Here is a 24,188-nt window from a genome sequence, read left to right on the forward strand (position 1 = left end):
AGAGGAGGGACACGCATGGACGTGATCGCCCTTGTCGGCCCCAGCGGCACGGGAAAAAGCCACCGCGCGCTGTGGGTCGCCCAAAAGAACGGCGCGGACGCCATCATCGACGACGGAATTCTCATCAAAGACGGTAAGGTTATCGGCGGCATTTCGGCAAAGAAGGAAAAGAACCGCATCATGGCGGTTCGGCGTGCGATTTTTGTTTTGGCGGGACATGCTTCAATGGTGCGCGAGGCAATCGCCGCCGCCGCGCCGCGCCGCATTCTCGTGCTCGGCACCTCCGAGAACATGGTGCAGAAGATTGCCAAGACGCTGCGCATCGGTACGATCAGCAAGATCATCCGCATTGAGGATATCGCCTCGAAAAAGGATATGGAAATCGCGCAGTACCATCGCCTCAAGAAAGGCGAGCACATTATTCCCGTACCGAGCATTGAACTAAAACCTCATTTTTCCGGTTATCTCATTGATCCAATTAAATCTTTTTTCAAGACATCTTCATCGAAGCGGCGCCGCCTCGGGGAGCGTTCGATCGTACGACCCGTATTCAGTTATTACGGAAAACTCGTCATCGACGACTCCGTGATCAAAAATATTGTACACATCGTCGCAGAAAAAATTGACGAAGTATATGGCGTCGGGAGTACCCATGTACAGCATGTGGTCAATGGGGACGACGATCTTGGGATTACGGTTTCAACCGAGCTCGTATTCTCCTACGGGCATGAGATTACAAACACTATGGAAACGCTTCGAAGCGAGCTGTGCTATGAGATCGAACGCATGACGGGGATGGTCGTGCATGAGGTCAATATTCTGGTTAAAAGTCTGCATGTTGCTCCGGCGGCAGCACCCGCATAAAAGCCTTCTTCACTTTTTGGGGGAAAAGTGCTAGAATGAAAAGGATTTTTTTCGGGGATGTAGAAATAATAAATATGTTTTCCTATGCAGTTTTTTTGATGCAAGGAAATGGGGAAAGGAATGTGACGTTTCATGCTGGAACAGCTCGTTAGTTCCTCAACGCTCGACATCGGCAGCCGCGCACTGGCCGCGGCATCCCTGCGGCATGAGGTGCTCAGCAACAATATTGCCAACGTGAATACACCGAACTTTAGGCGAAGCCATGTCCGGTTTGAAGATCTTCTGCAAAAAGAGCTGGGGCTTGCCGAAGATCCGCTGATGAAGGTTGTGCGCACGCATGACCGGCATTTTCCGCTGGCCTTCCGCGGGAAGGCGCACGGCGTGATCGAGCAGGACAGTACGACGAACATGCGTCTTGACGGGAACAATGTGGACATTGACATCGAGATGGCGGAGGTCGCGAAAAACCAGCTCTATTACAGCGCCTTAGCAAACCGTATGGGCGGTTATGTGAGTAAGATAAAGAGTATTATCAACAGCAATCAGGGCAGCTGAATATAGGGAGGGAACGGTATGGGCATGTTTTTGGGAATTGACGCAGCGGCATCCGGACTTACGGCAGAACGTCTGCGCATGGACGTTATCTCGAATAATATTGCGAATGCAAATACGACACGCGCACAAGGCGGCGGCGCTTATCATCGCCGCTATGTGGTCTTTCAGCCGCGCGAAAAGGGCAATGGAATCGGTTTTGAGTCGTTCCTCGCACGTGCATCCGAGCGGATGCGCCCGGGGGACGGCGTTCGTGCGCTCTCAATCGAGACGGATCGGTCGCCGGGCGTGCTCGTCTACGAACCGGGACATCCGGATGCGAACGCGGAGGGCTATGTTGAACGCCCGAACGTCAATATCGTCTCCGAGATGGTAGATATGATCTCGGCATCGCGCGGCTACGAGGCAAACACAACGACCATCAATGCCGCGAAATCCATGGTAAATGCAGCACTGCGCATCGGCAGCGGCAGCTAATTTCAGCGCTCATTGATAAGGGAGATCGATTTACATGGAAATACAAGCACTGCAAATGACCCCCGTAACGATGCGCGCGACCAGTCATCTTGGGGAGACAGTTGACAGGGCGGAGACAAAAAGCTTCGGAACCTATCTGAAAGATGCGCTCTCCGAGGTGAACCGGCTCCAGCTCGACTCTGAACATCAGGATGCACTGCTGGCGGCGGGAGAAGTCCAGGATGTCTCTCAGGTCATCGTGGCAGGGCAGAAAGCCGAGATCGCGCTTCAGCTGACGCTGCAGCTGCGCAACCGCGCCGTTTCTGCCTATCAGGAAATCATGCGAATGCAGGTTTGATCGCTTCCTAGTTTGCACTATGCGGCGGCGCCCGCATGGGGGAACGGGAAGTACATCCATGATGACTTGAAGGGAAAGAGATTATGGGAGAGTGGAAAGAGCGCGGCCTTGCCATGTGGGAACGCTTTGACAAGCGCCAACGCTATATCATGCTTGGCTCCGCACTCGCGATTCTTGCACTCATCTTTGGACTCAGTTTTTGGTATGGCAGCAAACCGGATATGGTGCCGCTCTTTACCGATATGGAGACCAAGGATGCGGGCGAGGTCGCCAATCAGCTGCGTGAGGCGAAGATCAGCTATGAGGTGCAGGACGGCAAGAATGGGACGACCATTCTTGTGCCGACGACCAATGTCCATGAGGCGCGCCTCAATCTTGCCACACAGGGGCTTCCGCGTGGAAACAAGGGGTTTGAGATCTTTGACGACAGTAAACTCGGTGTGACCGAGTTTCAGAATCGTGTCAACTATCTCCAGGCGCTGCAGGGCGAATTGACGCGAACCATCGAGCAGATCGATGCCGTTGAAAAGGCACGCGTACATATCGTGCTGCCGGAGGACAGTCTCTACAAAAAAGAGGAAAAGCCCGCGACGGCGTCTATTATGCTGCGCCTGAAGCCGGGCACGGAACTGACCAAAAAGGAAATTAAGGGCATCGTCAACCTTGCCGCGCACAGCGTCAAGGGGCTGACGCCTGAGAATATCACGATCGTTGACGACACAGGGAAAATTCTCAACGATCCGGACGACCAGGACGAAAAGTCGGTCGGGGTCAAGACGCTTACACAGCTCGATATGACCCGTAAGGTACAGGACAATATTGAGAAAAAGGTGCAGTCCCTTCTCGATCAAACGCTTGGAGAAGGACGTGCCGTTGCGCGCGTCAGCGTCGAACTCGACTTTGACGACCGCCTGACGGATAAGCAGACATTTACCCCCGTTGTGGACGACGCAGGCATCATTCGCAGTCAGCAGGATATCTCCGAGAACTACACCGGGAGTTCGACGAACCCGGGAGGACCGGCGGGCGTACAGAGCAACGTGCCCGGTTATGTGGAGCAGGAGAGCAACGCCAACGCGCAGTACGAGAAAAAAGAATCCACAAAGAACTATGAGATCAACGAAGAGCGCCAGCACGTCATCGCGTCGCCCGGATCGATCCGTCGGCTGACGGTTGCCGTTCTCGTCAATGACGACGTGACGCAGCCGCAGCAGGAGAGCATCCTGCGCACGGTCAGCAGTGCGGCGGGCATCAATCAGGCGCGCGGCGACACGATCTCCGTCGAACCCCTGCCGTTCAGCAAAGAGGCGGCGGAGCGCCGCGCGGCGGAAGAACAGGCGGAAAAGGATCGTCAGGATCGCATTTTCTACGCGCAGGTCGGCATCGTCCTGCTCATCATCGCCCTCATCGTTGGAGGAATCCTCATGTATCGCCGCAAGAAACGTCTCGAGCGCGAAGCGGCGGAAGAGGCGCAGCGTATCGAAGAAGAGCGCATCGCAGAGGAGCGCGCCGCAGCAATCGCGGCGGGTCAGGTCGAAGAGGAAGACCTCTCCGAAGAAGAGCAGCAGCAGATGAATCAGAAACAAGCGCTGCTCGCGCTCATCGATGCGAAGCCGGAAGAGGTTGCGCTCCTCGTTAAGACGTGGCTTTCGGAGGGGGAGTGACCATGCCGGACATGTATGGCAGCGGAGACATGACGAATCAGCAAAAAGCGGCGATTCTCTTTATCGCACTTGGACCTGAATACTCCGCAAAGCTCTTTCAGCATATGGATGACGACGAGATTGAGCAGTTAACGCTCGAGATCGCGAACCAAAAACAGGTATCCTCTTCGCTCAAGGCGGAGATCATCGCCGAATTCTACTCCATGTGCATGGCACAGGATTACATCTCCTCGGGCGGTCTCCAATATGCGCAGAACGTCCTCGAGAAGGCGCTCGGTCCCGACAAGGCGCTCGAGATCATCAACCGTCTTACGACGAGCCTGCAGGTGCGTCCCTTCGACTTCCTGCGCAAGACCGATCCCGCGCAGCTCCTCAACTTCATACAGAACGAGCATCCGCAGACCATCGCGCTCGTCATGGCGTATCTCGATCCGGATCAGGCGGCGATCGTCCTGGGATCGCTCCCTCCCGAATCGCAGGTCGAGGTGACAAAGCGTGTTGCGACGATGGATCGTACGTCGCCGGATTTCATCCGCGAGGTAGAGCGCGTGCTCGAACGGAAACTCTCTTCTATGGTTACACAGGACTTTACTACGGCAGGCGGCATCAAGGCGATCGTCGAGGTGCTCAACCGCGTCGACCGTACGACGGAGAAGGCGATCGTCGAGACCCTCGAGGTCGACAATCCCGAACTCGCCGAAGAGATCAAAAAGCTCATGTTCGTGTTCGAGGACATCGTGCAGATCGATGACCGTTCGCTCCAGCTCGTCCTGCGTCAGGTCGAGACGAAGGATCTCTCCCTCGCGCTCAAGGCGACGCCGCAGGAAGTTGCGGAAAAGGTGTTCAAGAATATGTCCACGCGTGCGGCAGATATGCTGCGCGAGGAGATCGAGTTCATGGGACCCGTCAAGATTCGCGACGTCGAAGAGGCGCAGCAGAAGGTTGTCGGTGTCATCCGCGTGCTCGAGGACAAGGGCGAAATCGTGATTTCGCGCGGCAAGGGAGACGAGATGATTGTCTAGGGTTATCAAGGCAGCCGTCTGGGAAGAGAATCCGCACCTCATAGACGTACCGCCCCCACCGCCCCCGCCCCGCGAAGAGGGGGACGCGGAAGCCTTAAGCGAAGAGGCGGTGCAGAACCTCCTCGCCCGCATCGCCGAGCGCGAACAGGCGATGGACGAACGCGTCAAAGAGGCGGAAATACAGGTCGCCGTACTCCACGGGGAAGCCGAGGAAGAGCGCGACCGACTTCTCAGTGAGGCGCAGACACAGATCGAAAACGACCGTGCAGAGGCGCGTGCCGCAGGGCATGCAGAGGGCTTTGCCGCAGGCCATGCCGAAGGCGAAGCCGCCGTGCGCGAAGAGATGGCGGAGCTCATCCGCACAACCAACGCGCAGGCGGAAAAGACACTGCGCGACGCACACGACGCCATGCGCGATTATCTCATGCAGGCAGAGGAGGATATTGTTTCCATTGCCATGACGGCAGTGGAGCGCATTCTCCCGCAGCATTTCATTGATGTGCCGCAGATGGTTCTGCCCATCGTCCGCGACGCGATCCTCCGGGTCAAAGACCAAAAGGAAGTCGTCGTCCATGTGCCGCCGGACAGCTATGATTTTGTCCTCATGGCACGCGACGAACTGCGAGGACTCCTCACGGCGGGGGATACGAATCTCACGATTACCTCCGACGAGGCAATGAAGCCGGGCGACTGCCTTGTGGAGACGCCGAACGGCAGCGTGGACGCACGCCTTCAGACGCAGATCGAACAGCTCAAAAAGGCTGTGCGGGAAGTAATGCTATGAATATGAGTGAAACGGGGGGGAATCCCCCATTTTCCATAGATATCCGGAAATTTAAGGATGCCCTGCACGCAGCGTCACCGATGAAGCTCACGGGGAAGGTCACGCAGATCATCGGTCTCGTCATCGAGTCGCAGGGACCCACGGTGACGGTCGGCGAGCTGTGCTATGTCAGATCCCATTTCACCGGGATGCCGGCAGTGCCCGCAGAGGTCGTCGGATTCCGGGAGGGGAGCGTCCTGCTCATGCCGGTCGGCGAGATGCAGGGCATTGGCCCCGGCTGCGAGGTTACGGCAACGGGACGACGCCTGCGTGTGAAGGTCGGGGAGGAACTCCTCGGGCGCGTGCTCGACGGGCTCGGCAACCCCATCGACGGCAAGGGTCCCATCCTTACAAAGGAAGAGTATCCCCTGCAGGCGCCGCCGCCGTCACCACTCTCTCGTCCGCGCATCAGTGAAAACCTCTATGTCGGTGTGCGTGCCATCGACGGGCTCATCACGCTCGGTGACGGACAGCGCATCGGCATCATGGCGGGCTCGGGTGTCGGCAAGTCCACGCTGCTCTCCATGATTGCGCGCAATACGGAGGCGGATATCAGCGTCATCACCCTCGTTGGCGAGCGCGGACGCGAGGTACGCGACTTTATCGAGCGGGATCTTGGTGAGGAGGGGCTCAAACGCTCCGTCGTCGTCGTTGCGACCTCGGATCAGCCGGCACTCGTCCGCATCAAGGGCGCGATGACGGGAACGGCGATTGCCGAGTATTTCCGAGATCGCGGGCACAAGGTCGTCCTCATGATGGACTCCGTGACGCGCTTTGCTATGGCGCAGCGCGAAGTTGGACTCACCATCGGCGAGCCTCCCGCAACGCGCGGCTATACACCGTCCGTCTTTGCCATGCTGCCGCGGCTCCTCGAGCGCGCAGGCACGAGCGAGCATGGGTCGATTACAGGCATCTACACCGTCCTCGTTGACGGCGATGACATGAACGAGCCGATCGCTGACGCCGTGCGTTCGATTCTCGACGGACATATCGTGCTCTCGCGCCGGATTGCGGCGCAGAATCACTTTCCGGCGATCGACGTTCTGGGCAGTGTCAGCCGCGTTATGTACGAGGTCGTTCCCAAAGAACATCTTGAGGCGGCGCAGGAAATGCGCCAGCTCATGGCGGTCTACAGCGAAGCGGAGGATCTTATCCATATCGGCGCCTATGTCAAAGGCTCAAGTCCAAAGATCGACGCTGCGATCCAAAAAATCGAGGGCATCAACGATTTTCTTTGTCAGGATATCTTCGAAGTGACCTCTTACGAGGATACGGAGCGGCGGCTCGTGGAGCTGACGGGGAAGCAGCCTGCATCCGCTGAAGAACTCACATGAAAAAATTTCGATTTCAGCTTGAAACCCTCCTTAAGGTGACGCGCATGAAAAAGGAAAAGGCGGAAGTCGCCTTTTCCGAAGCCGTGCGAAAACTGGAGGAGGCGCGTGCATACCAGCGTCGGCTGCTCGAAGAGATGCAGCAGGGGCAGCATGATTACGAAGAACTCTCTAAAACGGGCACGCGCATCAAGATTGGGCGGCTCATGAGCTTTAACCGCTTCTTTGCATGGAAGCGGCAGCAGATCGAGGAGCAGCAGCAGGTTGTCCTGCGTGCGAATGCAGAGCGGCAAAAGCGTCTCAAAGTCCTGATGGAGCAGATGAGCGCGCTTAAGAGCATTGAAAAGCTGAGGGAAAAACGTCTTGCGGAATACAAGGCGGAGGCACTGCAGGAAGAGCAGAAAATGCTCGACGAGATCGGCCTGCAGCTCACGATGAGAAACAGGGAAATGGAGGAAGCAGTATGATGGATCTTTCCGCCATACGGCAGATACAGGCACGCATCGCCGAGATTGAGGGACAGTTTAACCTGCCGCAGGCACAGCTTCCGGGTGCAGATTTTGCGGCACGCCTGCGTGCAGAGATTGACCGCAGCGCCGCAGGAGCGGCAGAGAAGGCACACACAGTGCAAGCCGCAGCTCCATCGGCTGCCGTTCAGGAAACGGCACGGGCAGAGCGGACTGCACCGACAGACGCTGCTCAGCCCGATCTCGCGCGTACGATTCATGCCGCTGCGCAGAAATACGCGGTCGACCCGAAACTCGTCTCCGCCGTTGCGGAGGTCGAGTCGGGGGGGCGGCAGGACGCCGTCTCGGACGCGGGGGCAATCGGCGTCATGCAGCTCATGCCGGGAACGGCTGCCGAACTTGGCGTCAATCCTTACGATATGAAGAGCAACGTCGAGGGCGGCACGAAATATCTGAGCGAGCTCCTCGGCACGTTTGGCGGGGATGTCCGCAAGGCGGTTGCCGCCTACAATGCGGGAGCGAGTGCCGTTAAGGCATACGGCGGCGTTCCTCCGTACGCGGAGACGCAGGACTACGTGAACCGTGTACTCGATATTTATCGGTAAGGGAAGAGAAAGAGGGATGGGGATTCCATGCGGAAGAAACTAAAGATCCTATTCGGTCTGATCTTACTCCTCGTGATTGTTGCGGGCGGTTTTGCCCTTGGCGTCTACCTGCGTCTCTTTGACACGCAGGCACTGAACGAGGAATATCATCTGCACGAGCTTCCGATTGTCGGCGAATACTTCGTCCCGCCTGCGGGCAGTGCCGAAGAGACACAGACGACGGGGACGCAGAGCGCGCAGACGTCATCTGCAAAACCTGCCGCCGCAGGCACGCCGAAAAAGGTATCTGAGAGCGTAAAGATCACGAAAGAGGAGATCGCCAAGCAGCAGGCAGAGCGCGAGGCGGCGGAAAAAAAGCGCGTCACGAAACTTGCACGTCTCTACAATGATATGAAGGCGGCGGATGCTGCTAAGGTGATGGAGGCTCTCGATATCGATCTCTGCATTGCGATCCTCCAGCGTATGGACGAGGGCAATGCGGCGAAGATCATGGCAGCGTTCGAACCGGAACGTGCCGCTGAGATCACGCAGATCATCTACGAGGGCGTCCCGCGCAAAGGGGCGGCAGCACGCAGTGCAGCCGCCCATGCTCCCGTACCGGGGACAGCGGACGAAGCGCCCGCAGAAACCTCACAGCAGTAGCGAATGTGCATATTTACACGAAAAAGAAGAGCCTGCGAAGTAGATGCAAAGCCTATTTCGCAGGTTTTTTGGGAGGTGGTGCCCTTGCGGCGTATTGTTTTACTGATGAGCCTTCTGCTCATCGGATTTTTTGGAATCATCGGCGCCGCAGGACATGCGGAGGCAGCATTCAGCGATCGTGCGCATGACATGGCGAAGATCACGGGGATTCGCATCGGGAAAGCGGACGGCAATGTCCGTATCGTCGTGGATGCCGACCGTCCCGTAACCTATCGGCAGAATGTCCTTGCAAATCCCACGCGCGTTGTGGTTGATGTGCAGAACGCATGGATTTCCGCAGACGTAAAGCGTTCAGTCGGCATCGACTCCTCAATTGCCTCTGCCGTACGTGTCGCGCAGTTCGACCAAACAACTGTCCGCATCGTGGTGGAGACTTCCGTGGGCAAGGACGGGTACAAGGTCTTTGCCTTGGGCGGCGACAAGCCGCGTATCGTCATGGACTTTGGACGCGCGCCGGGCAGCATACCCAAGAAGCCCGCACCGCAGGTACAGCCGCCTGTGCAGCTTCCGCAGCAGGGTGAGCAGGAGGAGGACGAGAACGAACAGCCGCGCGGCAGCAGTGACGTTAATCGGGATATCTCCAAGATCATCGGGCTGAAGGGGCGCAAGATCGCCATCGATCCCGGACACGGCGGCAGCGATTCGGGGGCGATCGGCCCCACAGGCGTCATGGAAAAATCTGTGACGATCCGCGTGAGCAAGGAGGTCAAGCGCCTGCTCGAAGCGGAGGGAGCGACCGTGATCCTCACGCGTACGGGGGATACCGAGGTCTCGCCAAAGGGCGCACAAGCAACCGCTGTCGAGGAGCTTGAGGCACGCTGCGAGATTGCAAACAAAGCGAACGCAGATATCTTCATTTCCATCCATGCGGACGCCTTTACGAATCGTGAGGTCAAGGGGACGACTGCCTACTACTACACAAAGGGCTCGCCGCAGTCGAGGCGCCTTGCCGACAGTGTGCGCACCGCGCTCATCGACTCTATCGGCACGCTTGACCGCGGTACGCAGACCAGCAATTTTTACGTGGTAAAACATACGGATATGCCGTCCATTCTCGTTGAGATCTCTTTCATTTCAAATGCAGACGAGGAGCGTATGATGAACAGTGAGGCGGGCATCAAGAAGATTGCCCGCGGCATTGCGGACGGCATTGCGGATTATTTCGGATAAAAGAATGAGAAGAGGAGGGATGACTTGCAGGAAGTTCATGGTTACCGGGCGCGTGCCCGCCAGTTCTTCATTGTGCTCCTTCCGATTCTCATCACGCAGCTCTCGCTCATGGCACCGGGATTCTTCAACACCGTCATGGCAGGACATATCAGCAAGGAGGATCTCGCCGGCGTCGCTGTCGGCGCGAGCATCTTCTTCCCCGTATTCGGCGCGTTTGTTGGGCTGACCTCGGGGCTGACTCCGGTGATTGCACATCATTACGGTGCGCAGGAGCGGAGGGAGATCAGGAGCGTCGTCCGGCAGGGATTCTACTGGGCGACGCTTTTTGGCGCGCTTCTCTTGGTGCTGGGTGCACTCACTGTTCCGATGCTTGTGCGGGCGCTCGATCTCGAGCCTGTCGTCGAAAATATCACGATGGAGTATCTGTCCTACATCGCATTTGGCATGATACCGATCGCGCCTGCGAGCGTTCTGCGCAACCTCATGGATGCACATGGGAAAACGCGGCTCACGATGTTTATCACCGTGACCGTTGTGCCGATCAACATTGTCCTCAATTACATATTCATGTACGGTGCGTTTGGAATTGCGCCGTTCGGCGGTGCAGGCGCAGGGCTCGGCGCTGCGCTGAGCTATACCGTGTTCCTGCTGCTCACCATCATTGTTGTTCTGCGCATGGAACAGTTCAAACGCTATCATGTCTTTTCGGGATTCCCGCGCCCCGTGATCTCCGACTGGCGGACACAGCTGAAGATCTGTATTCCCATCGGCATGACAGTTTTCTGCGAGCAAAGCATCTTCGGTGCGGTCGGTCTGCTTATGGCGGCGTACGGTACAACCGTGCTTGCTGCGCATCAGGCGGCGATGAACTTTACGACCATCGTCTATATGCTGCCGCTTTCCGTCTCTATGGCGATCACCATCCTCGTTGGATACGAGGTAGGCGCGGGGCGCGAAAACGGTGCACGCGCATACATCCGCCTGAGCCGCGTGCTGACGCTTGCCTTCGTCGGCATCATTGCTCTTGCGCTTGCCGCCATGCGCGACCATGTCGCCGCGCTCTATTCGACGAATCCGGAAGTGCAGGAACTTCTGCGTGTCTTCCTTCTCTATGCACTCGTTATGCAGTTCTGCGACTGCATCAACGCGCCGCTCCAAGGGGCACTGCGCGGCTATAAGGATGTCACGGTTACATTCTGGCTCGCCGTCCTTTCCTTCTGGGGGATCGGACTGCCTGCAGGATACCTGCTCGCACAGATGACGGAGCTGGGACCATACGGCTACTGGGCGGGGCTCAACGGCGGCATCATCTTTGGCGCCGTCTGCCTCATGATCCGCCTGCGCGTCATCGAGAACCGGATGCGGCGGGAAAACGAGAGAAATGCGGCGGTATCCGAAGTATAGACATATTGCCGCTGCTTATGAAAAAAATCAATATTGAAATTCTCCTGAAACGTGGTATGATAAACGCTGTGAGATAAACTTTCTCATATGGGATGGATTTATAGGATCATTTGATTCAACTATGTGATTTTTTTCACTATTATGTCAATGAGAGGGGAATATCATGGCGGAGCAGAAGCACGTTGTTATTGTCGGCGCCGGTTTTGGAGGGGTTTGTCTCGCCAAGGAACTCGCAAAAGAAAATGTCCGCATCACGCTTGTCGATCGGCACAACTATCATCTTTTTCAGCCGCTCCTCTATCAGGTAGCGACCGCTGTGCTCGCCGTGCCGGAAATTGCATATCCGACGCGCGCATTCTTCAAGCACAACAAGAATGTGGAGTTCCAACTCGCCTCGGCGGAGGGGGTCGATCAGGAACGCAAGGTACTCCTGACCAATCACGGTGAGATCGCGTACGATTACCTCGTACTCGCGGCGGGCGCAACGACAAATTTCTTCGGCAACGAGAGCGTCGCACAGAACTCCTATCCGATGAAGAGCCTCCAAGAGGCGATCGCGCTGCGCAGCCATCTCGTTCATGAATTTGAACGAGCGGCAAGAGTGAATGAGACCGACGATGACGAGCGTCAGCGTCATCTCAACTTCGTCATCGTCGGCGGCGGCGCGACGGGCATTGAGCTGGCGGGCGCCATCATCGAACTGATCGATGTGTTTAAGAAGGAATACCATAGTCTTGATTTCAGCAGAGTTCACGTGATCCTGCTCGAGGCGATGGGCTCCGTCCTGCCGATGGTACCGCCCGACCTCCAACAGAAAACCATCGATGTTCTGCGGAAAAAGGGCGTTGATGTTCGGCTCAATACCGCCGTGACGGACTATGACGGATCAACGCTCAGCCTCAAGGGCGGCGACGTGATCCCGACCAAGACTGTGATCTGGGCGGCGGGCGTGCGCGCGCAGGACTTCATCAAAGACTGCGGCGGCGAGGTCGACCGCGCGGGGCGCATCATTGTCGAGGAGAACCTGCTCGTACGCGGCAGCGACTGCGTATTTGCGATCGGCGACTGCGCGAATTTCCAGCACGGCACGGAGCGCCCGCTCCCGACCGTTGCGCCCGTGGCAACGCAGGAGGCTCTGCAGGTGGGGCGGAACATCATGGCACTGATTCATGGGAAAAAGCCGGAAGAGCTTGGACGATTCGTCTATCAAGATCTCGGCGCGATGGCGACGATCGCGCGCGGCGAGGCGGTCATGAACGGTCCCATACCCGTGATCGGCATCAATATGAAGGCGAGCGGTTTTATCGCGTGGACGGCGTGGATGTTCGTCCATCTCATGCGTCTGGCGGGGAAATATGCGAATTTCACCGTCATGATGAAATGGATTTGGAATTATATTTTGGGCAAACGCCTCGCGCGCATCATCCTTACGAAGATGGAGTAGGACTTGCGCACCGCGTGCGTTTGTGTTATACTACGGCGGTAATGGACGCAGGGCGTCCGTTTCCAAGACTCGTTCTCGACGGCTTCGTCGAGTTCAACCAAGCGCGCACAAGCGGGCTTGTATCCGGCAAAAGAAACGAGGTGTATCGGAATGAAAGAGGGTATCCATCCGGAGTTCTTCGAGGCGACGGTGACGTGCGGCTGCGGCAACACGTTCAAGACCGGCTCGACCAAGGGCGATCTCCGCGTCGATGTCTGCTCGAAATGCCATCCGTTCTTCACGGGACGTCAGCGCGACGTTCAGGCGGGCGGACGCATTGAGAAGTTCCAAAAGCGCTACGCGAAGAAGTAGTAAAACCGGTGAGGTGCGCCGCACCTTGCCTGTTTTTGTCTGCGCATAACAGGAAGGGCTGCTGCACGAGAGATCGTGTGGCAGTCCTTTTTCATATAGAGGAAAAATTTATGTCAAAAAAAATCACCGATCTTGCCGTCGGCGGGCAGGCAGTCATCGAGGGCGTCATGATGCGCGATGCGGATCGAACGGCGACGGCGGTGCGACTGCCGACCGGCGAGATCGAGGTCGAGACGCATACCGTCACGTCCATCCGCAACCGCTATCCAATCCTCAATTTGCCGCTCATCCGCGGCTCGGTCATCATGATCGAGTCCCTCGTCATCGGGATGCGCGCGCTCTCTTTTTCCGCACAGGCGGCGGGCGAGGAGGACGAGCAGATGACGAAGAAGGAGCTCGCCATGACGATCGGCTTTGCGCTCGTACTTGCAAGCGTTCTCTTCATCGTCATCCCGACGGGTGCGGCGCACCTCGCGGCGGCTTATACGAACGATCCCGTCGTGTTCAACCTCATCGAGGGCGGCATCCGCCTCACCGTGTTCCTGCTCTACATTTGGGGCATCTCATTTATGGACGGCATTCACCGCGTCTTTCAGTACCACGGCGCGGAGCACAAGACCATCCACTGCTATGAGGCGGGGCTGCCGCTGACGGTTGAAAACGTGCAGCAGTTCACGCGCCTGCACCCGCGCTGCGGCACGAATTTCCTTCTCATCGTCATGATCGTCGCCATCGTGTTCCACGTCTTTTTCGGCTGGCCAGACCTCTGGCTGCGCATTCTGAGCCGTCTCGCGATCCTGCCCGTCGTTGCGGGCGTCTCGTACGAGATCATCCGCTTTGCGGGGCGCAGCGAAAGCCGTCTCGTCCGCATCCTCATCACGCCAGGGCTGTGGCTGCAGTACCTCACGACGCGCCCGCCCGCGGACGAGATGGTCGAGGTTGCGATCGAGTCGCTCAAGGCGGTACTGCCGCCCGATCAAATCCCCGCAGGCAGCGGGAATTACCGAAAGGAAGCATCGTGTTAAGCAAACTCACCGCAGTCGCGGACAAATACAGAGAGCTCGAAGCGCTCCTCAGCGATCCCGCCGTCATGGCGGATATGGCGCGCTGGCAGCGGTACACGCGCGAGCACGCCGCGCTGACGCCCATCGTGATCGCATACGAAGCGTACCGCAAGGCGGAGACAACCGTCGCCGAGGACAAGGAAATGCTCGCCGAGGCGGATGCCGAGATGAAGGAATTGCTGCTCGAAGAGATCGCCGCGGCGGAGGCGGAGCGCGAACGCCTTGCAAAAGAGCTGCCGATCCTCCTCCTACCGCGTGACCCGAACGACGACAAGAACGTCATCGTCGAGATTCGCGGCGGCGTCGGCGGCGAGGAAGCGGCGCTCTTTGCCGCAAGTCTCTTCCGCATGTACGCGCGCTATGCCGAGCGGCAGGGATGGCGGACGGAGATCCTCAGCAGCAACGAGACGGAGATCGGCGGATTTAAGGAAATCTCGTTTCTCGTGACGGGCGCGGGCGCATACAGCAAACTGAAATACGAGAGCGGCACACATCGCGTACAGCGCATCCCCGTCACCGAGTCCGGCGGGCGCATTCACACCTCGGCGGTCACGGTCGCCGTCCTGCCGGAGGCGGAGGACGTCGAGGTCACGATCGACCCGAACGACCTGCGCATCGATACCTACTGCGCTTCGGGCGCGGGCGGGCAGTACGTCAACCGTACGGAGACTGCCATCCGCATCACGCATTTGCCGACGGGCATCGTCGTGCAGTGTCAGGATGAAAAGTCGCAGCTCAAGAATAAGGAAAAGGCGATGAAGGTGCTCCGCGCACGCATCTACGACCGCGCGCAGCAGGAGCAGGCGGATGCCGTTGCCGCCGACCGGCGCAGTCAGGTCGGCTCGGGCGACCGCAGCGAACGCATCCGCACCTACAATTTCCCGCAGGGGCGCGTCACGGATCACCGCATCGGGCTGACACTCTACAAGATCGACGCCGTTTTGGACGGGGAGCTCGAAGAACTCCTCGCCGCGCTCATCACGGCGGATCAGGCGGAACGTCTGAAACAGGTGCAGTGATGGCGGAGCGTGAACTTTGGACGATCCGCCGTCTGCTCACATGGACGGCGGATTTTTTTAAGACGCGCGGCATCGAGAGCCCGCGCCTTGACGCCGAGGTATTGCTCGCCGCCGTCCTCGGCAAAGACCGCATGTATCTCTACGTCCATTTTGACGAGCCGCTTGAGCCTGCGGAGCTAAGCACGTTTCGCAGCTATGTCAAAGAGCGCGGCGCGCATACGCCGACGGCATATGTGCTCGGAAGGCGGGAGTTCATGGGGCTGGTGTTTCGCGTCACGCGCGACACGCTCGTCCCGCGCCCCGACACCGAAATCCTCGTGCAGAGCGCCGTGGATTTCCTGTGCGCGCGGCATGCGGCGGGGGCGGAAGATCTGTGCATTGCCGACCTCGGCACGGGAACGGGCGCAATTGCGCTCTCTGTCCTGCATCATGCGGATGTGGCGGAGCTGCACGCCGATGCCGTCGACATCTCGCCCGGCGCGGCCGCCGTCGCACGGGAGAACGCGGCGCAGCTCGGTCTTGCAGAGCGATGCGCCGTCCGGGAGGGAGATCTGCTCGCCCCGCTCGCAGGACGCAGCTATGATATGATCGTATCGAATCCGCCCTATATCCCCGCGGGGGACATCGCGGGACTTATGCCTGACGTGCGCACGTATGAGCCGCATCTCGCGCTGGACGGTGGTGATGACGGGCTCGATTTTTACCGCCGCATTATGGCGGATGCCCCCGCGATGCTGAAAGAGGGCGGTGCAATCGCCGTTGAGGTCGGCATTGGGCAGGCGGCGGATGTTGCCGCGCTTGCGGAGCGGCATCCGCGGATCGTGCGGACGGAGCTAAAAAAAGACCTTGCGGGGGTGGAGCGAGTTGTTATTGCCTACGGGGCGTGACACGGGATTTTGGCGCATAGCTGTGTCACTGCGAGAAATACTGCGCTCGACGTAGCGCTTAACTACGCCTTCGCTTGTATTTCTCTTGTTCCTTGCTCTGCATTCAAACTTCCGTGTCACTCAGGTATCGGTATGAGTTGGGATTTTGGCGCATAGCTGTGTCACGGCATTTACTTTTGCCTTGCGGCTCAGGTGTGTACTTCGCTCCGCGGCGCAAACGGGACGGCGTCCATAAACGATTTTTAGAAAGTACACCGCCACGGCTCTGCGTCGCTCTGCTCCAAGAGCCGTATGACGGCGTTCTCACATCTTCGCATCTCGTCCGGTATCGTGCCGCCTCGCCCCTTCGGGTGATGCTAGGCGTCGCGAGAGCACACACCATCGCCGCTCCCGGGTAACGCCATATACATCAGTCTCCCTTGCTATCAACGTATGTATGACAATGCCCTCGTAATATGTACGCCGATTGATCATTAATAAATGCATCGCTTTACGCGCGCGGCAACATATTCGGAAAGGAGGATCGCCCTATGCAAACACAAATCATCTCTCCCGTACGCGATGCGGACATTGCACATGCCGCGCAGATGATTCGTGACGGCGCGCTTGTCGCATTTCCGACCGAGACGGTCTATGGACTCGGGGCGAATGGGCTGGATGCGGCGGCTTGTGCGCGCATCTACGCGGCGAAGGGGCGTCCCTCCGACAACCCGCTCATCCTGCACATCGCCGACCTCTCGATGGCGGCGGATGCGGCGCGCACCGTAACGCCCGCCGCGGCGCATCTCCTCACGGCGTTTGCGCCCGGCCCCATCACCGTGATTTTGCCAAAGGCGGCGCATGTTCCGGACATCGTGACGGGCGGGCTCTCGACCGTCGGCGTGCGCTGTCCCGACCATGACATTGCGCGCGCCCTCATTCGTGCGGCGGGCGTCCCCGTCGCCGCGCCGTCCGCGAATACCTCGGGGCGTCCCAGTCCGACGACGGCGGCGATGGTCGCGGACGATCTTGCGGGGCGCATTCCGTGCATCCTCGATGGCGGCGCGTGCCGCTGGGGGGTCGAGTCCACGATTGTGGACTGTACGGAGGACGGGATCGTGACCGTCCTGCGCCCGGGCGCCGTCACGCGCGAGATGATTGCGGCGGAACTGCCGCAGATGGAGGTGCGCGTCGATCCCGCACTCACGGCGGCGGATGCCGTGCCGCGTGCCCCGGGCATGAAGTACCGACATTATGCACCGCGCGCACCACTCACCGTCTATACGGGCGCGCCCGATGCCGTGACGGCGGCGCTCCGTGCAGAGATTCTGCGGCGCAGAGCGGAGGGGACGCAGGTCGGATTGATTGCGTCCCGAGAGACCTGTGCCGCGCTCACGGGCCTCATATCGCCCGCGTATGTTTACGCCTGCGGCGCACGCGGCGATGATGCCGCGTATGCGAATTGTCTTTACGATGCACTCCGCCGGTTTGACAATACAGACGCCGGGGCGCTCCTCGCCGAGGGGACGGACGAACACGGGCTTGGACTTGCCGTCATGAACCGCCTGCGCAAAGCGAGCGGAGGAAATATAATCATTGTAGGAGAATACGTATCCTAAAGAAAACTTATCAACAAAAGAGACTGACGCACATGTATTTGTGCATCAGTCTCTTTTACTTGTTAAAATTTGCCGGGCTGTTCAACAGCGTCAATTCTGTATCATCGCCGCATACTTTGCGCGGTCGTTTGACGGGATCCCCAAAGCGTCCATTGCTTTTTCAAGAGACAGATTTAGGTTCTTCATTATGGAGCTAGAGGTGGGGGAGCAGATCGCGTTTAAGTCGGCGGCAAAGAATTTTGTCCGCACTTATCAGTTCCTCGCGATGATTCTCTCCTCCAGCAATGCGGCGTGGGAGAAGATGTCCATCTTTTTGCATCTGCTCGTGCCAAAGCTGCCCGCGCCCCCGGAGGAAGATCTCGCGGAGGGCATTCTAGAGACGATTGACCTCGGCAGCTATCGGAACGCGGCGCGGGAGGCGATCGTGATCCTCTGTGCGGATGAGGATGCAGTGCTCTCGTCCGTGCCGACGGGATCTGCGGCGCATCCGACGGCGCGGGAGCTCGATCCGCTCTCTGAGATCGTGGCGGCGTTTAACAAGTCGTTCGGCAATATCGTATGGACGGAGGACGACGAGGTGCGCCGGCAGATCTATTCGCTGCCAGTACAGGTAGCGCAGGACAGAGCCTATCGGAACGCGATGAAAAACTCGGATGCGCAGAATGCGCGCACGGAGAGCGACCGCGTCCTCCAAGACATTATCTATAAGAACATTGAGGACTATTTGAAACTCATCCTACATATGCAGTCGACGCCGGGATTTGAGGATCGGCTGAGAGATTTTGTATTTGATACGACTTACAACGGTGGCGGCGTGCCGCGCGTGCCGACGCTCCCCTACGATCCGCACGAGCCGGAGCGCTACGCGCCCTACGCGGAGCAAAGCCGCGAGGCGGCGGATCGCGAGGAGGGATTCGGCAGGCGTTATTGAGAAATCTCACATAAAAAAGACTGCTGCACGTTGGCCAATGCGTTTGTGCAGCAGTTCGGATCTTCAATTTAGGCTTCCATTTTACAATGCGAGAATCTGATCGCGCAGGGCGGCGAGTTGCTCGCTCGAGGGGACGTAGAGCATGCGTACCTTGTCGAGGACGATTTCGCAGCCTGTGCCCTTGAGCTCATCCTCTATCTGCCCGATGCTCTGCCCGCCCCAGCCATAGGAGCCGAAGGCAAAGGCCTTGCGTCCTTTTGGAGCAAGCCCCTTCATGTAGCAGAGGAAACCGCCGATGGTGGGAAGCATGTTGTTGTTGAGCGTAGGGGAGCCGACGGCGAGGTAGCGGCTCGTGAGGACGTCGGTCATGATGTCCGCGTGCGTGTTGCACTTGATGTCGTAGTAGCCGACAGACATACCCTTGTCGATGAATGCCTCGGCGATGGCGTGTGCCATCATCTCCGTGGAGTGCCACATGGTGTCAAAGACGATGACCGCGCGCTCCTCGGTCTCGCCCGTCGACCACTGCTTATAGTGCTTGATGATCTCGGGGATGTGCGAGCGCCAGATGATGCCGTGTCCCGTGGCGATGAGCTCCATATCGAGCCCGTGGAGCGCTTTGAGCGCCGCCTGCGCTTGATTGCCGTAGGGGAAAAGGATGTTAGCGTAGTATTTTTTCGCCTCCTCGCAGACGATGGCGAGATCAGTGTCGTCATCGTAGCGCGTGCCGCTCGCGAGGTGTTGACCGAACGCGTCGTTCGAGAACAGAATTTTTTCCTCGGGGCAGTAGGTGACCATGCTGTCCGGCCAGTGGAGCATCGGCGTCGGGATGAATTGCAGGGTGCGCTTGCCGATGGAGAGCGTAGAACCCGCCTTGACCGTCTCGTAGGGGAGGTCGCCGTAGTACGCCTTGAGCCCCTTCAGCCCGTTCGGCGCGCTCGTGATGACCTTCGCGTTCGGGGCGAGCCGCGAGATGATAGGAACGGTGTGCGAGTGATCCGGCTCAACGTGGTTCGAGATGATGTAATCGATGCGCGAGGGATCGATGACTGTGGAGATGCGCGCGAGCAGTTCGTCGTCAAAACCGCGCTTCACTGTGTCGATGAGGGTGATCTTCTCGTCGAGGATGAGGTATGCATTATAGGTGGAACCGCGCTGCGTGTCGTAGCCGTGAAAGCTGCGCATCGACCAGTCAATGGCTCCGACCCAGTAAATATCATCCCGGATTTTGATGGCGTTCATGAATGAGGCTCCTTTCGCTCATAGGTTGATTTGTATTTCCTATAGATATTAGCTATAAATGAGAACTATGTTCATAGGTGTATTCTAACGGAAAAAGCGTACTTTTGCAATAGTAAATTATGCGGGAAAATCCTCTGTTTGTCGGGGTGCGGCGCATCCCGATTTCTTGACAGATGATTTTGCGTAATGTATAATATTTATAACGAAAGTTGTGTAAAATTGGGAGAAAATGACTAGAAAAGGAAGGACCTGCATGTTGGAAAAAATTCTGGTCTTTGATACCGAGACGACGGGCTTTCGGAGTGACGACGAGGTACTGACGCTCGCCGTGGTGGACGGTGCGGGCAAAACCGTGGTAGACGGGATGTATGCGCCCGTATCCAAGAAGGAGTGGCCGGACGCGGAGAAGGTGAACCGCATTTCGCCCGCGATGGTGGCGGATTGTGCGCCGATTCTCACGCACCGGGCGGAGCTGGAACGGCTTTTCAACGATCCGGAGACGCTGCTTGTCGGCTATAACATTGAGTTTGACATTCGTCTGCTGGGGCAGTCAGGCATCCGCATCACGAATCCAAACCGGCACGATGTGATGCTTGCGTTCTCGGAGATGCGCAAGGTGCCGGATGCCCGGCGCGGCGGCTATCGCTGGTGGAAGCTCACGGAGTGCGCGGAGTACTACCGCTACAACTGGGGGACGACCGAGGCGCACGGAGCTCTCGCCGATACGCTTGCGACGCTGTATTGCTATGATCAGATGCGGCAGCCGGTGTATGAGGAGCAAAGTCTCTTTTAGCAGAATTTCCTAATGGGCAGGAGGCGGTGCATCATGGGAAAGACGAGAGCGGAGAAAAACAAGGAACTCGAGCGCGGGCTTCAACGTGTGAAGCAGCAGCGCAGTTCCCGCCAGCGCAAGATCATCGGTACGGCGGTGGTGATGTTCATCATACTGATCATCGTCTGTGCACTGCTTCCCGGCGATAACGCCGCCTATGAGGGACGTTGGGAAAAGCCCGTGAACGACAGACAGTCGAAGATTCTTCAAAGTTTGGAGGAGAATTTCAAATAGTTATTTGACGGGAGTGAAACCGCGCATTCTATGAAGGATCGCGGTTTTTTATTGGAGGAGTTGTTTGTATGAAATTCCAAGAGGTTATCCTCGCACTGCAGGAGTTTTGGTCGGGGCAGGGCTGCATCCTTGCGCAGCCGTACGACGTGGAGAAGGGCGCGGGAACGATGAGTCCGTGGACGTTCCTGCGCGTGCTCGGCCCCGAGCCGTGGAATGTCGCCTATGTCGAGCCGTCGCGCCGCCCCGCGGACGGGCGCTATGGGGATAACCCGAACCGTCTCTATCAGCATCATCAGTTCCAGGTCATCATGAAACCCTCGCCGGACAACATTCAGGAGCTTTATCTTGAAAGTCTTGCACGGCTCGGCATCCGCGCCGAGGAGCATGACATCCGGTTCGTCGAGGACAACTGGGAGTCACCGACGCTCGGCGCGTGGGGGCTCGGCTGGGAGGTCTGGCTGGACGGCATGGAGATCACGCAGTTCACCTATTTCCAGCAGGTCGGCAGTCACGATGTGAAGCCCGTCTCGGTGGAGATCACCTACGGACTCGAGCGCCTTGCGATGTATATTCAGGGCGTGGAGAACGTCTATGATATCGCATGGACGGACGATGTGACCTACGGCGACGTATTTCGGCAGAATGAGTTCGAGCAGTCGACCTATGCATTTGATCTCTCGGATGAAGATCTGCTCTTTGAGCTGTTCGATAAGTACGAGGCGGAGGCGGTGCGCGTTATCGGCGCGGGGCATGTGCATCCGGCGCACGACTATGTGCTGAAATGCTCGCATACGTTCAACCTGCTCGACGCGCGCGGTGCCATCAGCGTGTCGCAGCGTACGGCGTTCATCGGGCGCGTGCGGAAACTCGCGCGGCTTTGCGCCGAGGCGTATCTGGCACAGCGTGAGGCGCTCGGCTATCCGATGCTGAAGAAGGGGGCGAAGGCATGAAGAAAGATTTGCTGCTTGAAATCGGGACGGAAGAGATTCCCGCACATGCGATGCCGAACCTTCTGCGTGAGATGAAGCGTCTTGGGGCCGAAATGCTCACAGAACATCGTATTTCCTATGACGAGATTCGTACGCTCGGCACGCCGCGCCGCATGGCGCTCATCGTGACGGGTGCGGCGGAGCGGCAGGCGGATGTCAGTACGGAGACGCGCGGACCCGCGATCTCCATCGCTTTTGATGCGGACGGCAATCCGACCAAGGCGGGCGCGGGGTTCGCGCGCGGACAGCACGTCGCGCCCGAGGCTCTCATCCGCCGCGACGGCTACGTCTATGCGGCAGTGCACGAAACGGGCGCGCCGACGGCGGAGATTCTAAAGGAACTCCTGCCCGCGCTCATTCGTGCGATTCCCCTGCCGAACAGTATGCGGTGGGGCGATCTCGACTTCCGCTTCATCCGCCCAATTCGTTGGATCGTCGCGCTCTACGGCACGGACGTCGTACCGTTTACACTTGCCGAAGTGACGAGCGGCAACCGTTCGCGCGGGCATCGGACGCTCGCGCCGGAGGACTTTACGATTTCCTGTGCGGCGGATTACGAGACGGCGTGCGAAGCGGCGTACATCATCGCGGATCCCGTGCGGCGGCGTACGATGATCTCTGCGCAGATTGCAGATGTGGCAAAGGCGTGCGGCGGCACGGCGGAGATCACGCCCGACCTCCTCGAGGAGGTGCTGTACCTCGTGGAATACCCGACAGCGCTCAGCGGATCGTTTGAGGAGAAATACCTCGCGCTGCCCGCCGAGGCGGTCATTACCCCGATGCGCGACCATCAGCGGTATTTCCCGGTGAAGGCGGCGGACGGCAGTCTCCTGCCCGTCTTTATCACTGTGCGCAACGGCGGCAGAGAGTACCTTGACGTAGTGGCGCACGGGAATGAGCGTGTCCTGCGCGCGCGGCTCGCGGACGCGCAGTTCTTCTTTGACGAGGATCGGAAGAAATCGCTCGCGGAGCATCGCGAGAAGCTGCACACAGTCGTGTTCCAGCAGGGGCTCGGCTCGATGTATGAAAAGACGGAACGCCTTGCACAACTGGCGGCGTCGGTTGTCGAGGATATGACCGCGGGCGACGACGCAGCATATGAGACGATGGCGGCGGATGTACGCCGCGCGGCGGAGCTGTCGAAGGCGGATCTTGTAACGGGCATGGTCACGGAGTTCACCGAGCTGCAGGGGATCATGGGGCGCGAATACGCTCTCCTCGACGGCGAGAAGCCGGAGGTCGCGCGCGCCATCGACGAGCAGTATATGCCGCGCTTCGCGGGAGATGCGCTGCCGGAGAGCGATCTCGGCTTTGCACTCAGCGTTGCGGATAAGATCGACAACATTGTCGGCACGTTCAGCCGCGGCAAGATCCCGACGGGGTCGCAGGATCCGTTCGGTCTGCGCCGTCAGGCGCTTGGGCTTGTCAATATGCTGATCCTGCATGAGAGCGGTATCCTCCTCTCGGATCTCGTGGACGAGGCGTGCGATCTTTATGATTTGGACGACGCGGCGCGGAGCAAGATGCAGGTCGATGTTGCGGAGTTCATCCGGCTGCGTCTGAAGAATGTCCTCACGGAGCGCGGCGTGCGTTATGATGTGCAGGAGGCCGTGCTCAGCGATGTGGATGCCGTTGCGGATGTGCCGGTGCGTGCCGCCTATGTGGAGCGTCTGCTCGCGGCGGACGATGCGGCGGCGATCGTGCAGTCCTTCGTCCGTGTGGGCAACATTGCGCGCAGTGCGTCCACGGGCGCTGTGGATTCTGCGCTCTTTGCGGCGGATGAGGAACGTATCTTGCTGGCGGCATATGAAACTGCAGTGGAGTTGCGCGCGTCCGGGAGCGACGATGATGGGACACTAGCGGTAGAACGCCGTCTTGCCGCTGCCATCGCTGCGTTCTTTGACGCCGTTATGGTCATGGATCAGGACGAGCGCATCAAGGAGAACCGACTGTCGCTGCTGAAATCGATCGACGACTATCTGCTCGAGACGGCGGATTTCAGCAAGATCGTGCTCAATTAAAGGGCACGGCATATAAAATGATTACGGAGCGACTGATTGAACATGGGGCGGTCGCTCCTTTTTATTTTTAATTAGCAAAAGATGTAATTATGTGGTATTATGACCACGTTAAAAGTGATAGTGTTTCTCATTATGAGATAAGTCTGTCATTTTATGGG

Annotated in this window: 25 protein-coding genes; 24 read left to right on the forward strand and 1 reads right to left on the reverse strand. The window is 58.3% G+C overall.

Going from position 1 to position 24,188, the window contains the following annotated elements:
• The first annotated feature begins 15 nt into the window (after positions 1–15).
• From HMPREF1147_RS03060 to HMPREF1147_RS03155, 20 genes are all read left to right on the forward strand, one after another.
• Entirely contained in the window at positions 16–864 is an 849-nt protein-coding gene (locus tag HMPREF1147_RS03060) for an Asp23/Gls24 family envelope stress response protein (protein WP_009349222.1), read from the forward strand.
• A gap of 132 nt (positions 865–996) precedes the next feature.
• The gene (gene flgB / locus HMPREF1147_RS03065; protein ID WP_009349221.1) at positions 997–1,419 is read left to right on the forward strand and encodes a flagellar basal body rod protein FlgB; all 423 of its coding nucleotides are present in this window, start codon (positions 997–999) and stop codon (positions 1,417–1,419) included.
• 18 nt (positions 1,420–1,437) lie between these two features.
• The gene (flgC, locus tag HMPREF1147_RS03070; protein ID WP_009349220.1) at positions 1,438–1,893 is read left to right on the forward strand and encodes a flagellar basal body rod protein FlgC; all 456 of its coding nucleotides are present in this window, start codon (positions 1,438–1,440) and stop codon (positions 1,891–1,893) included.
• Between the two features lie 34 nt (positions 1,894–1,927).
• The gene (fliE, locus tag HMPREF1147_RS03075; RefSeq protein ID WP_009438773.1) at positions 1,928–2,230 is read left to right on the forward strand and encodes a flagellar hook-basal body complex protein FliE; all 303 of its coding nucleotides are present in this window, start codon (positions 1,928–1,930) and stop codon (positions 2,228–2,230) included.
• Positions 2,231–2,313: 83 nt separating this feature from the next.
• Positions 2,314–3,894 (forward strand): flagellar basal-body MS-ring/collar protein FliF, encoded by a 1,581-nt coding sequence (fliF, locus tag HMPREF1147_RS03080; protein ID WP_009349218.1) that lies wholly within the window; start codon positions 2,314–2,316, stop codon positions 3,892–3,894.
• Between the two features lie 2 nt (positions 3,895–3,896).
• The gene (gene fliG / locus HMPREF1147_RS03085) at positions 3,897–4,916 is read left to right on the forward strand and encodes a flagellar motor switch protein FliG (RefSeq protein WP_009349217.1); all 1,020 of its coding nucleotides are present in this window, start codon (positions 3,897–3,899) and stop codon (positions 4,914–4,916) included.
• The gene (locus tag HMPREF1147_RS03090) at positions 4,909–5,700 is read left to right on the forward strand and encodes a FliH/SctL family protein (protein ID WP_037351077.1); all 792 of its coding nucleotides are present in this window, start codon (positions 4,909–4,911) and stop codon (positions 5,698–5,700) included. Before fliG ends, HMPREF1147_RS03090 begins: the two co-directional genes overlap by 8 nt.
• Positions 5,697–7,073: a flagellar protein export ATPase FliI gene (gene fliI, locus HMPREF1147_RS03095; RefSeq protein ID WP_009438756.1), complete on the forward strand. Its 1,377-nt coding sequence runs from the start codon at positions 5,697–5,699 to the stop codon at positions 7,071–7,073. Before HMPREF1147_RS03090 ends, fliI begins: the two co-directional genes overlap by 4 nt.
• Positions 7,070–7,537, forward strand: a complete 468-nt coding sequence (gene fliJ / locus HMPREF1147_RS03100; protein WP_009657611.1) for a flagellar export protein FliJ — start codon at positions 7,070–7,072, stop codon at positions 7,535–7,537. Before fliI ends, fliJ begins: the two co-directional genes overlap by 4 nt.
• Entirely contained in the window at positions 7,534–8,142 is a 609-nt protein-coding gene (locus tag HMPREF1147_RS03105; protein ID WP_009657672.1) for a lytic transglycosylase domain-containing protein, read from the forward strand. Before fliJ ends, HMPREF1147_RS03105 begins: the two co-directional genes overlap by 4 nt.
• A 27-nt stretch (positions 8,143–8,169) precedes the next feature.
• Positions 8,170–8,784, forward strand: coding sequence for a MotE family protein (locus tag HMPREF1147_RS03110; protein WP_009349212.1), 615 nt, complete (start codon positions 8,170–8,172; stop codon positions 8,782–8,784).
• An 84-nt stretch (positions 8,785–8,868) separates the two neighbouring features.
• Positions 8,869–10,014 (forward strand): N-acetylmuramoyl-L-alanine amidase, encoded by a 1,146-nt coding sequence (locus HMPREF1147_RS03115; protein WP_009657645.1) that lies wholly within the window; start codon positions 8,869–8,871, stop codon positions 10,012–10,014.
• Between the two features lie 24 nt (positions 10,015–10,038).
• The gene (locus HMPREF1147_RS03120; protein WP_009657609.1) at positions 10,039–11,418 is read left to right on the forward strand and encodes an MATE family efflux transporter; all 1,380 of its coding nucleotides are present in this window, start codon (positions 10,039–10,041) and stop codon (positions 11,416–11,418) included.
• 163 nt (positions 11,419–11,581) lie between these two features.
• Positions 11,582–12,862 (forward strand): NAD(P)/FAD-dependent oxidoreductase, encoded by a 1,281-nt coding sequence (locus HMPREF1147_RS03125; RefSeq protein ID WP_009657641.1) that lies wholly within the window; start codon positions 11,582–11,584, stop codon positions 12,860–12,862.
• A 150-nt stretch (positions 12,863–13,012) separates the two neighbouring features.
• Complete coding sequence (gene rpmE, locus HMPREF1147_RS03130; RefSeq protein WP_009349208.1) at positions 13,013–13,213, forward strand: 50S ribosomal protein L31; 201 nt, start codon at positions 13,013–13,015, stop codon at positions 13,211–13,213.
• A 110-nt stretch (positions 13,214–13,323) separates the two neighbouring features.
• On the forward strand, positions 13,324–14,238 hold the full coding sequence (locus tag HMPREF1147_RS03135; RefSeq protein WP_037351080.1) for a DUF1385 domain-containing protein: 915 nt from the start codon (positions 13,324–13,326) through the stop codon (positions 14,236–14,238).
• A complete protein-coding gene (gene prfA, locus HMPREF1147_RS03140; protein ID WP_009657659.1) occupies positions 14,232–15,296 on the forward strand; it encodes a peptide chain release factor 1 in 1,065 nt (354 codons plus the stop codon). Before HMPREF1147_RS03135 ends, prfA begins: the two co-directional genes overlap by 7 nt.
• Positions 15,296–16,183, forward strand: a complete 888-nt coding sequence (gene prmC, locus HMPREF1147_RS03145; protein WP_009657620.1) for a peptide chain release factor N(5)-glutamine methyltransferase — start codon at positions 15,296–15,298, stop codon at positions 16,181–16,183. Before prfA ends, prmC begins: the two co-directional genes overlap by 1 nt.
• 530 nt (positions 16,184–16,713) lie before the next feature.
• Positions 16,714–17,781 (forward strand): L-threonylcarbamoyladenylate synthase, encoded by a 1,068-nt coding sequence (locus HMPREF1147_RS03150; RefSeq protein ID WP_009657665.1) that lies wholly within the window; start codon positions 16,714–16,716, stop codon positions 17,779–17,781.
• 187 nt (positions 17,782–17,968) lie between these two features.
• The gene (locus HMPREF1147_RS03155; RefSeq protein ID WP_037351082.1) at positions 17,969–18,712 is read left to right on the forward strand and encodes a hypothetical protein; all 744 of its coding nucleotides are present in this window, start codon (positions 17,969–17,971) and stop codon (positions 18,710–18,712) included.
• A gap of 81 nt (positions 18,713–18,793) precedes the next feature.
• Here the strand turns inward: HMPREF1147_RS03155 and HMPREF1147_RS03160 are convergent, their stop codons facing one another.
• Positions 18,794–19,954, reverse strand: coding sequence for an FprA family A-type flavoprotein (locus HMPREF1147_RS03160; RefSeq protein ID WP_009657660.1), 1,161 nt, complete (start codon positions 19,952–19,954; stop codon positions 18,794–18,796).
• 253 nt (positions 19,955–20,207) lie between these two features.
• On the opposite strand from HMPREF1147_RS03160, the gene HMPREF1147_RS03165 reads away from it, so the two are divergent.
• From HMPREF1147_RS03165 to glyS, 4 genes are all read left to right on the forward strand, one after another.
• Positions 20,208–20,747 carry a 3'-5' exonuclease gene (locus HMPREF1147_RS03165; protein WP_009349198.1) on the forward strand — a complete coding sequence of 180 codons (540 nt, stop codon included), beginning with the start codon at positions 20,208–20,210 and terminating at the stop codon, positions 20,745–20,747.
• 33 nt (positions 20,748–20,780) lie between these two features.
• A complete protein-coding gene (locus HMPREF1147_RS03170) occupies positions 20,781–21,020 on the forward strand; it encodes a hypothetical protein (protein WP_009438643.1) in 240 nt (79 codons plus the stop codon).
• 68 nt (positions 21,021–21,088) lie between these two features.
• The gene (glyQ, locus tag HMPREF1147_RS03175) at positions 21,089–21,970 is read left to right on the forward strand and encodes a glycine--tRNA ligase subunit alpha (protein ID WP_009349196.1); all 882 of its coding nucleotides are present in this window, start codon (positions 21,089–21,091) and stop codon (positions 21,968–21,970) included.
• On the forward strand, positions 21,967–24,030 hold the full coding sequence (gene glyS / locus HMPREF1147_RS03180; protein ID WP_009657670.1) for a glycine--tRNA ligase subunit beta: 2,064 nt from the start codon (positions 21,967–21,969) through the stop codon (positions 24,028–24,030). The genes glyQ and glyS overlap by 4 nt, the downstream gene beginning before the upstream one ends.
• Positions 24,031–24,188: the final 158 nt, after the last annotated feature.

Origin of the sequence: Selenomonas sp. FOBRC9, assembly GCF_000287655.1 — a bacterium.
Taxonomy (GTDB): domain Bacteria; phylum Bacillota; class Negativicutes; order Selenomonadales; family Selenomonadaceae; genus Centipeda; species Centipeda artemidis.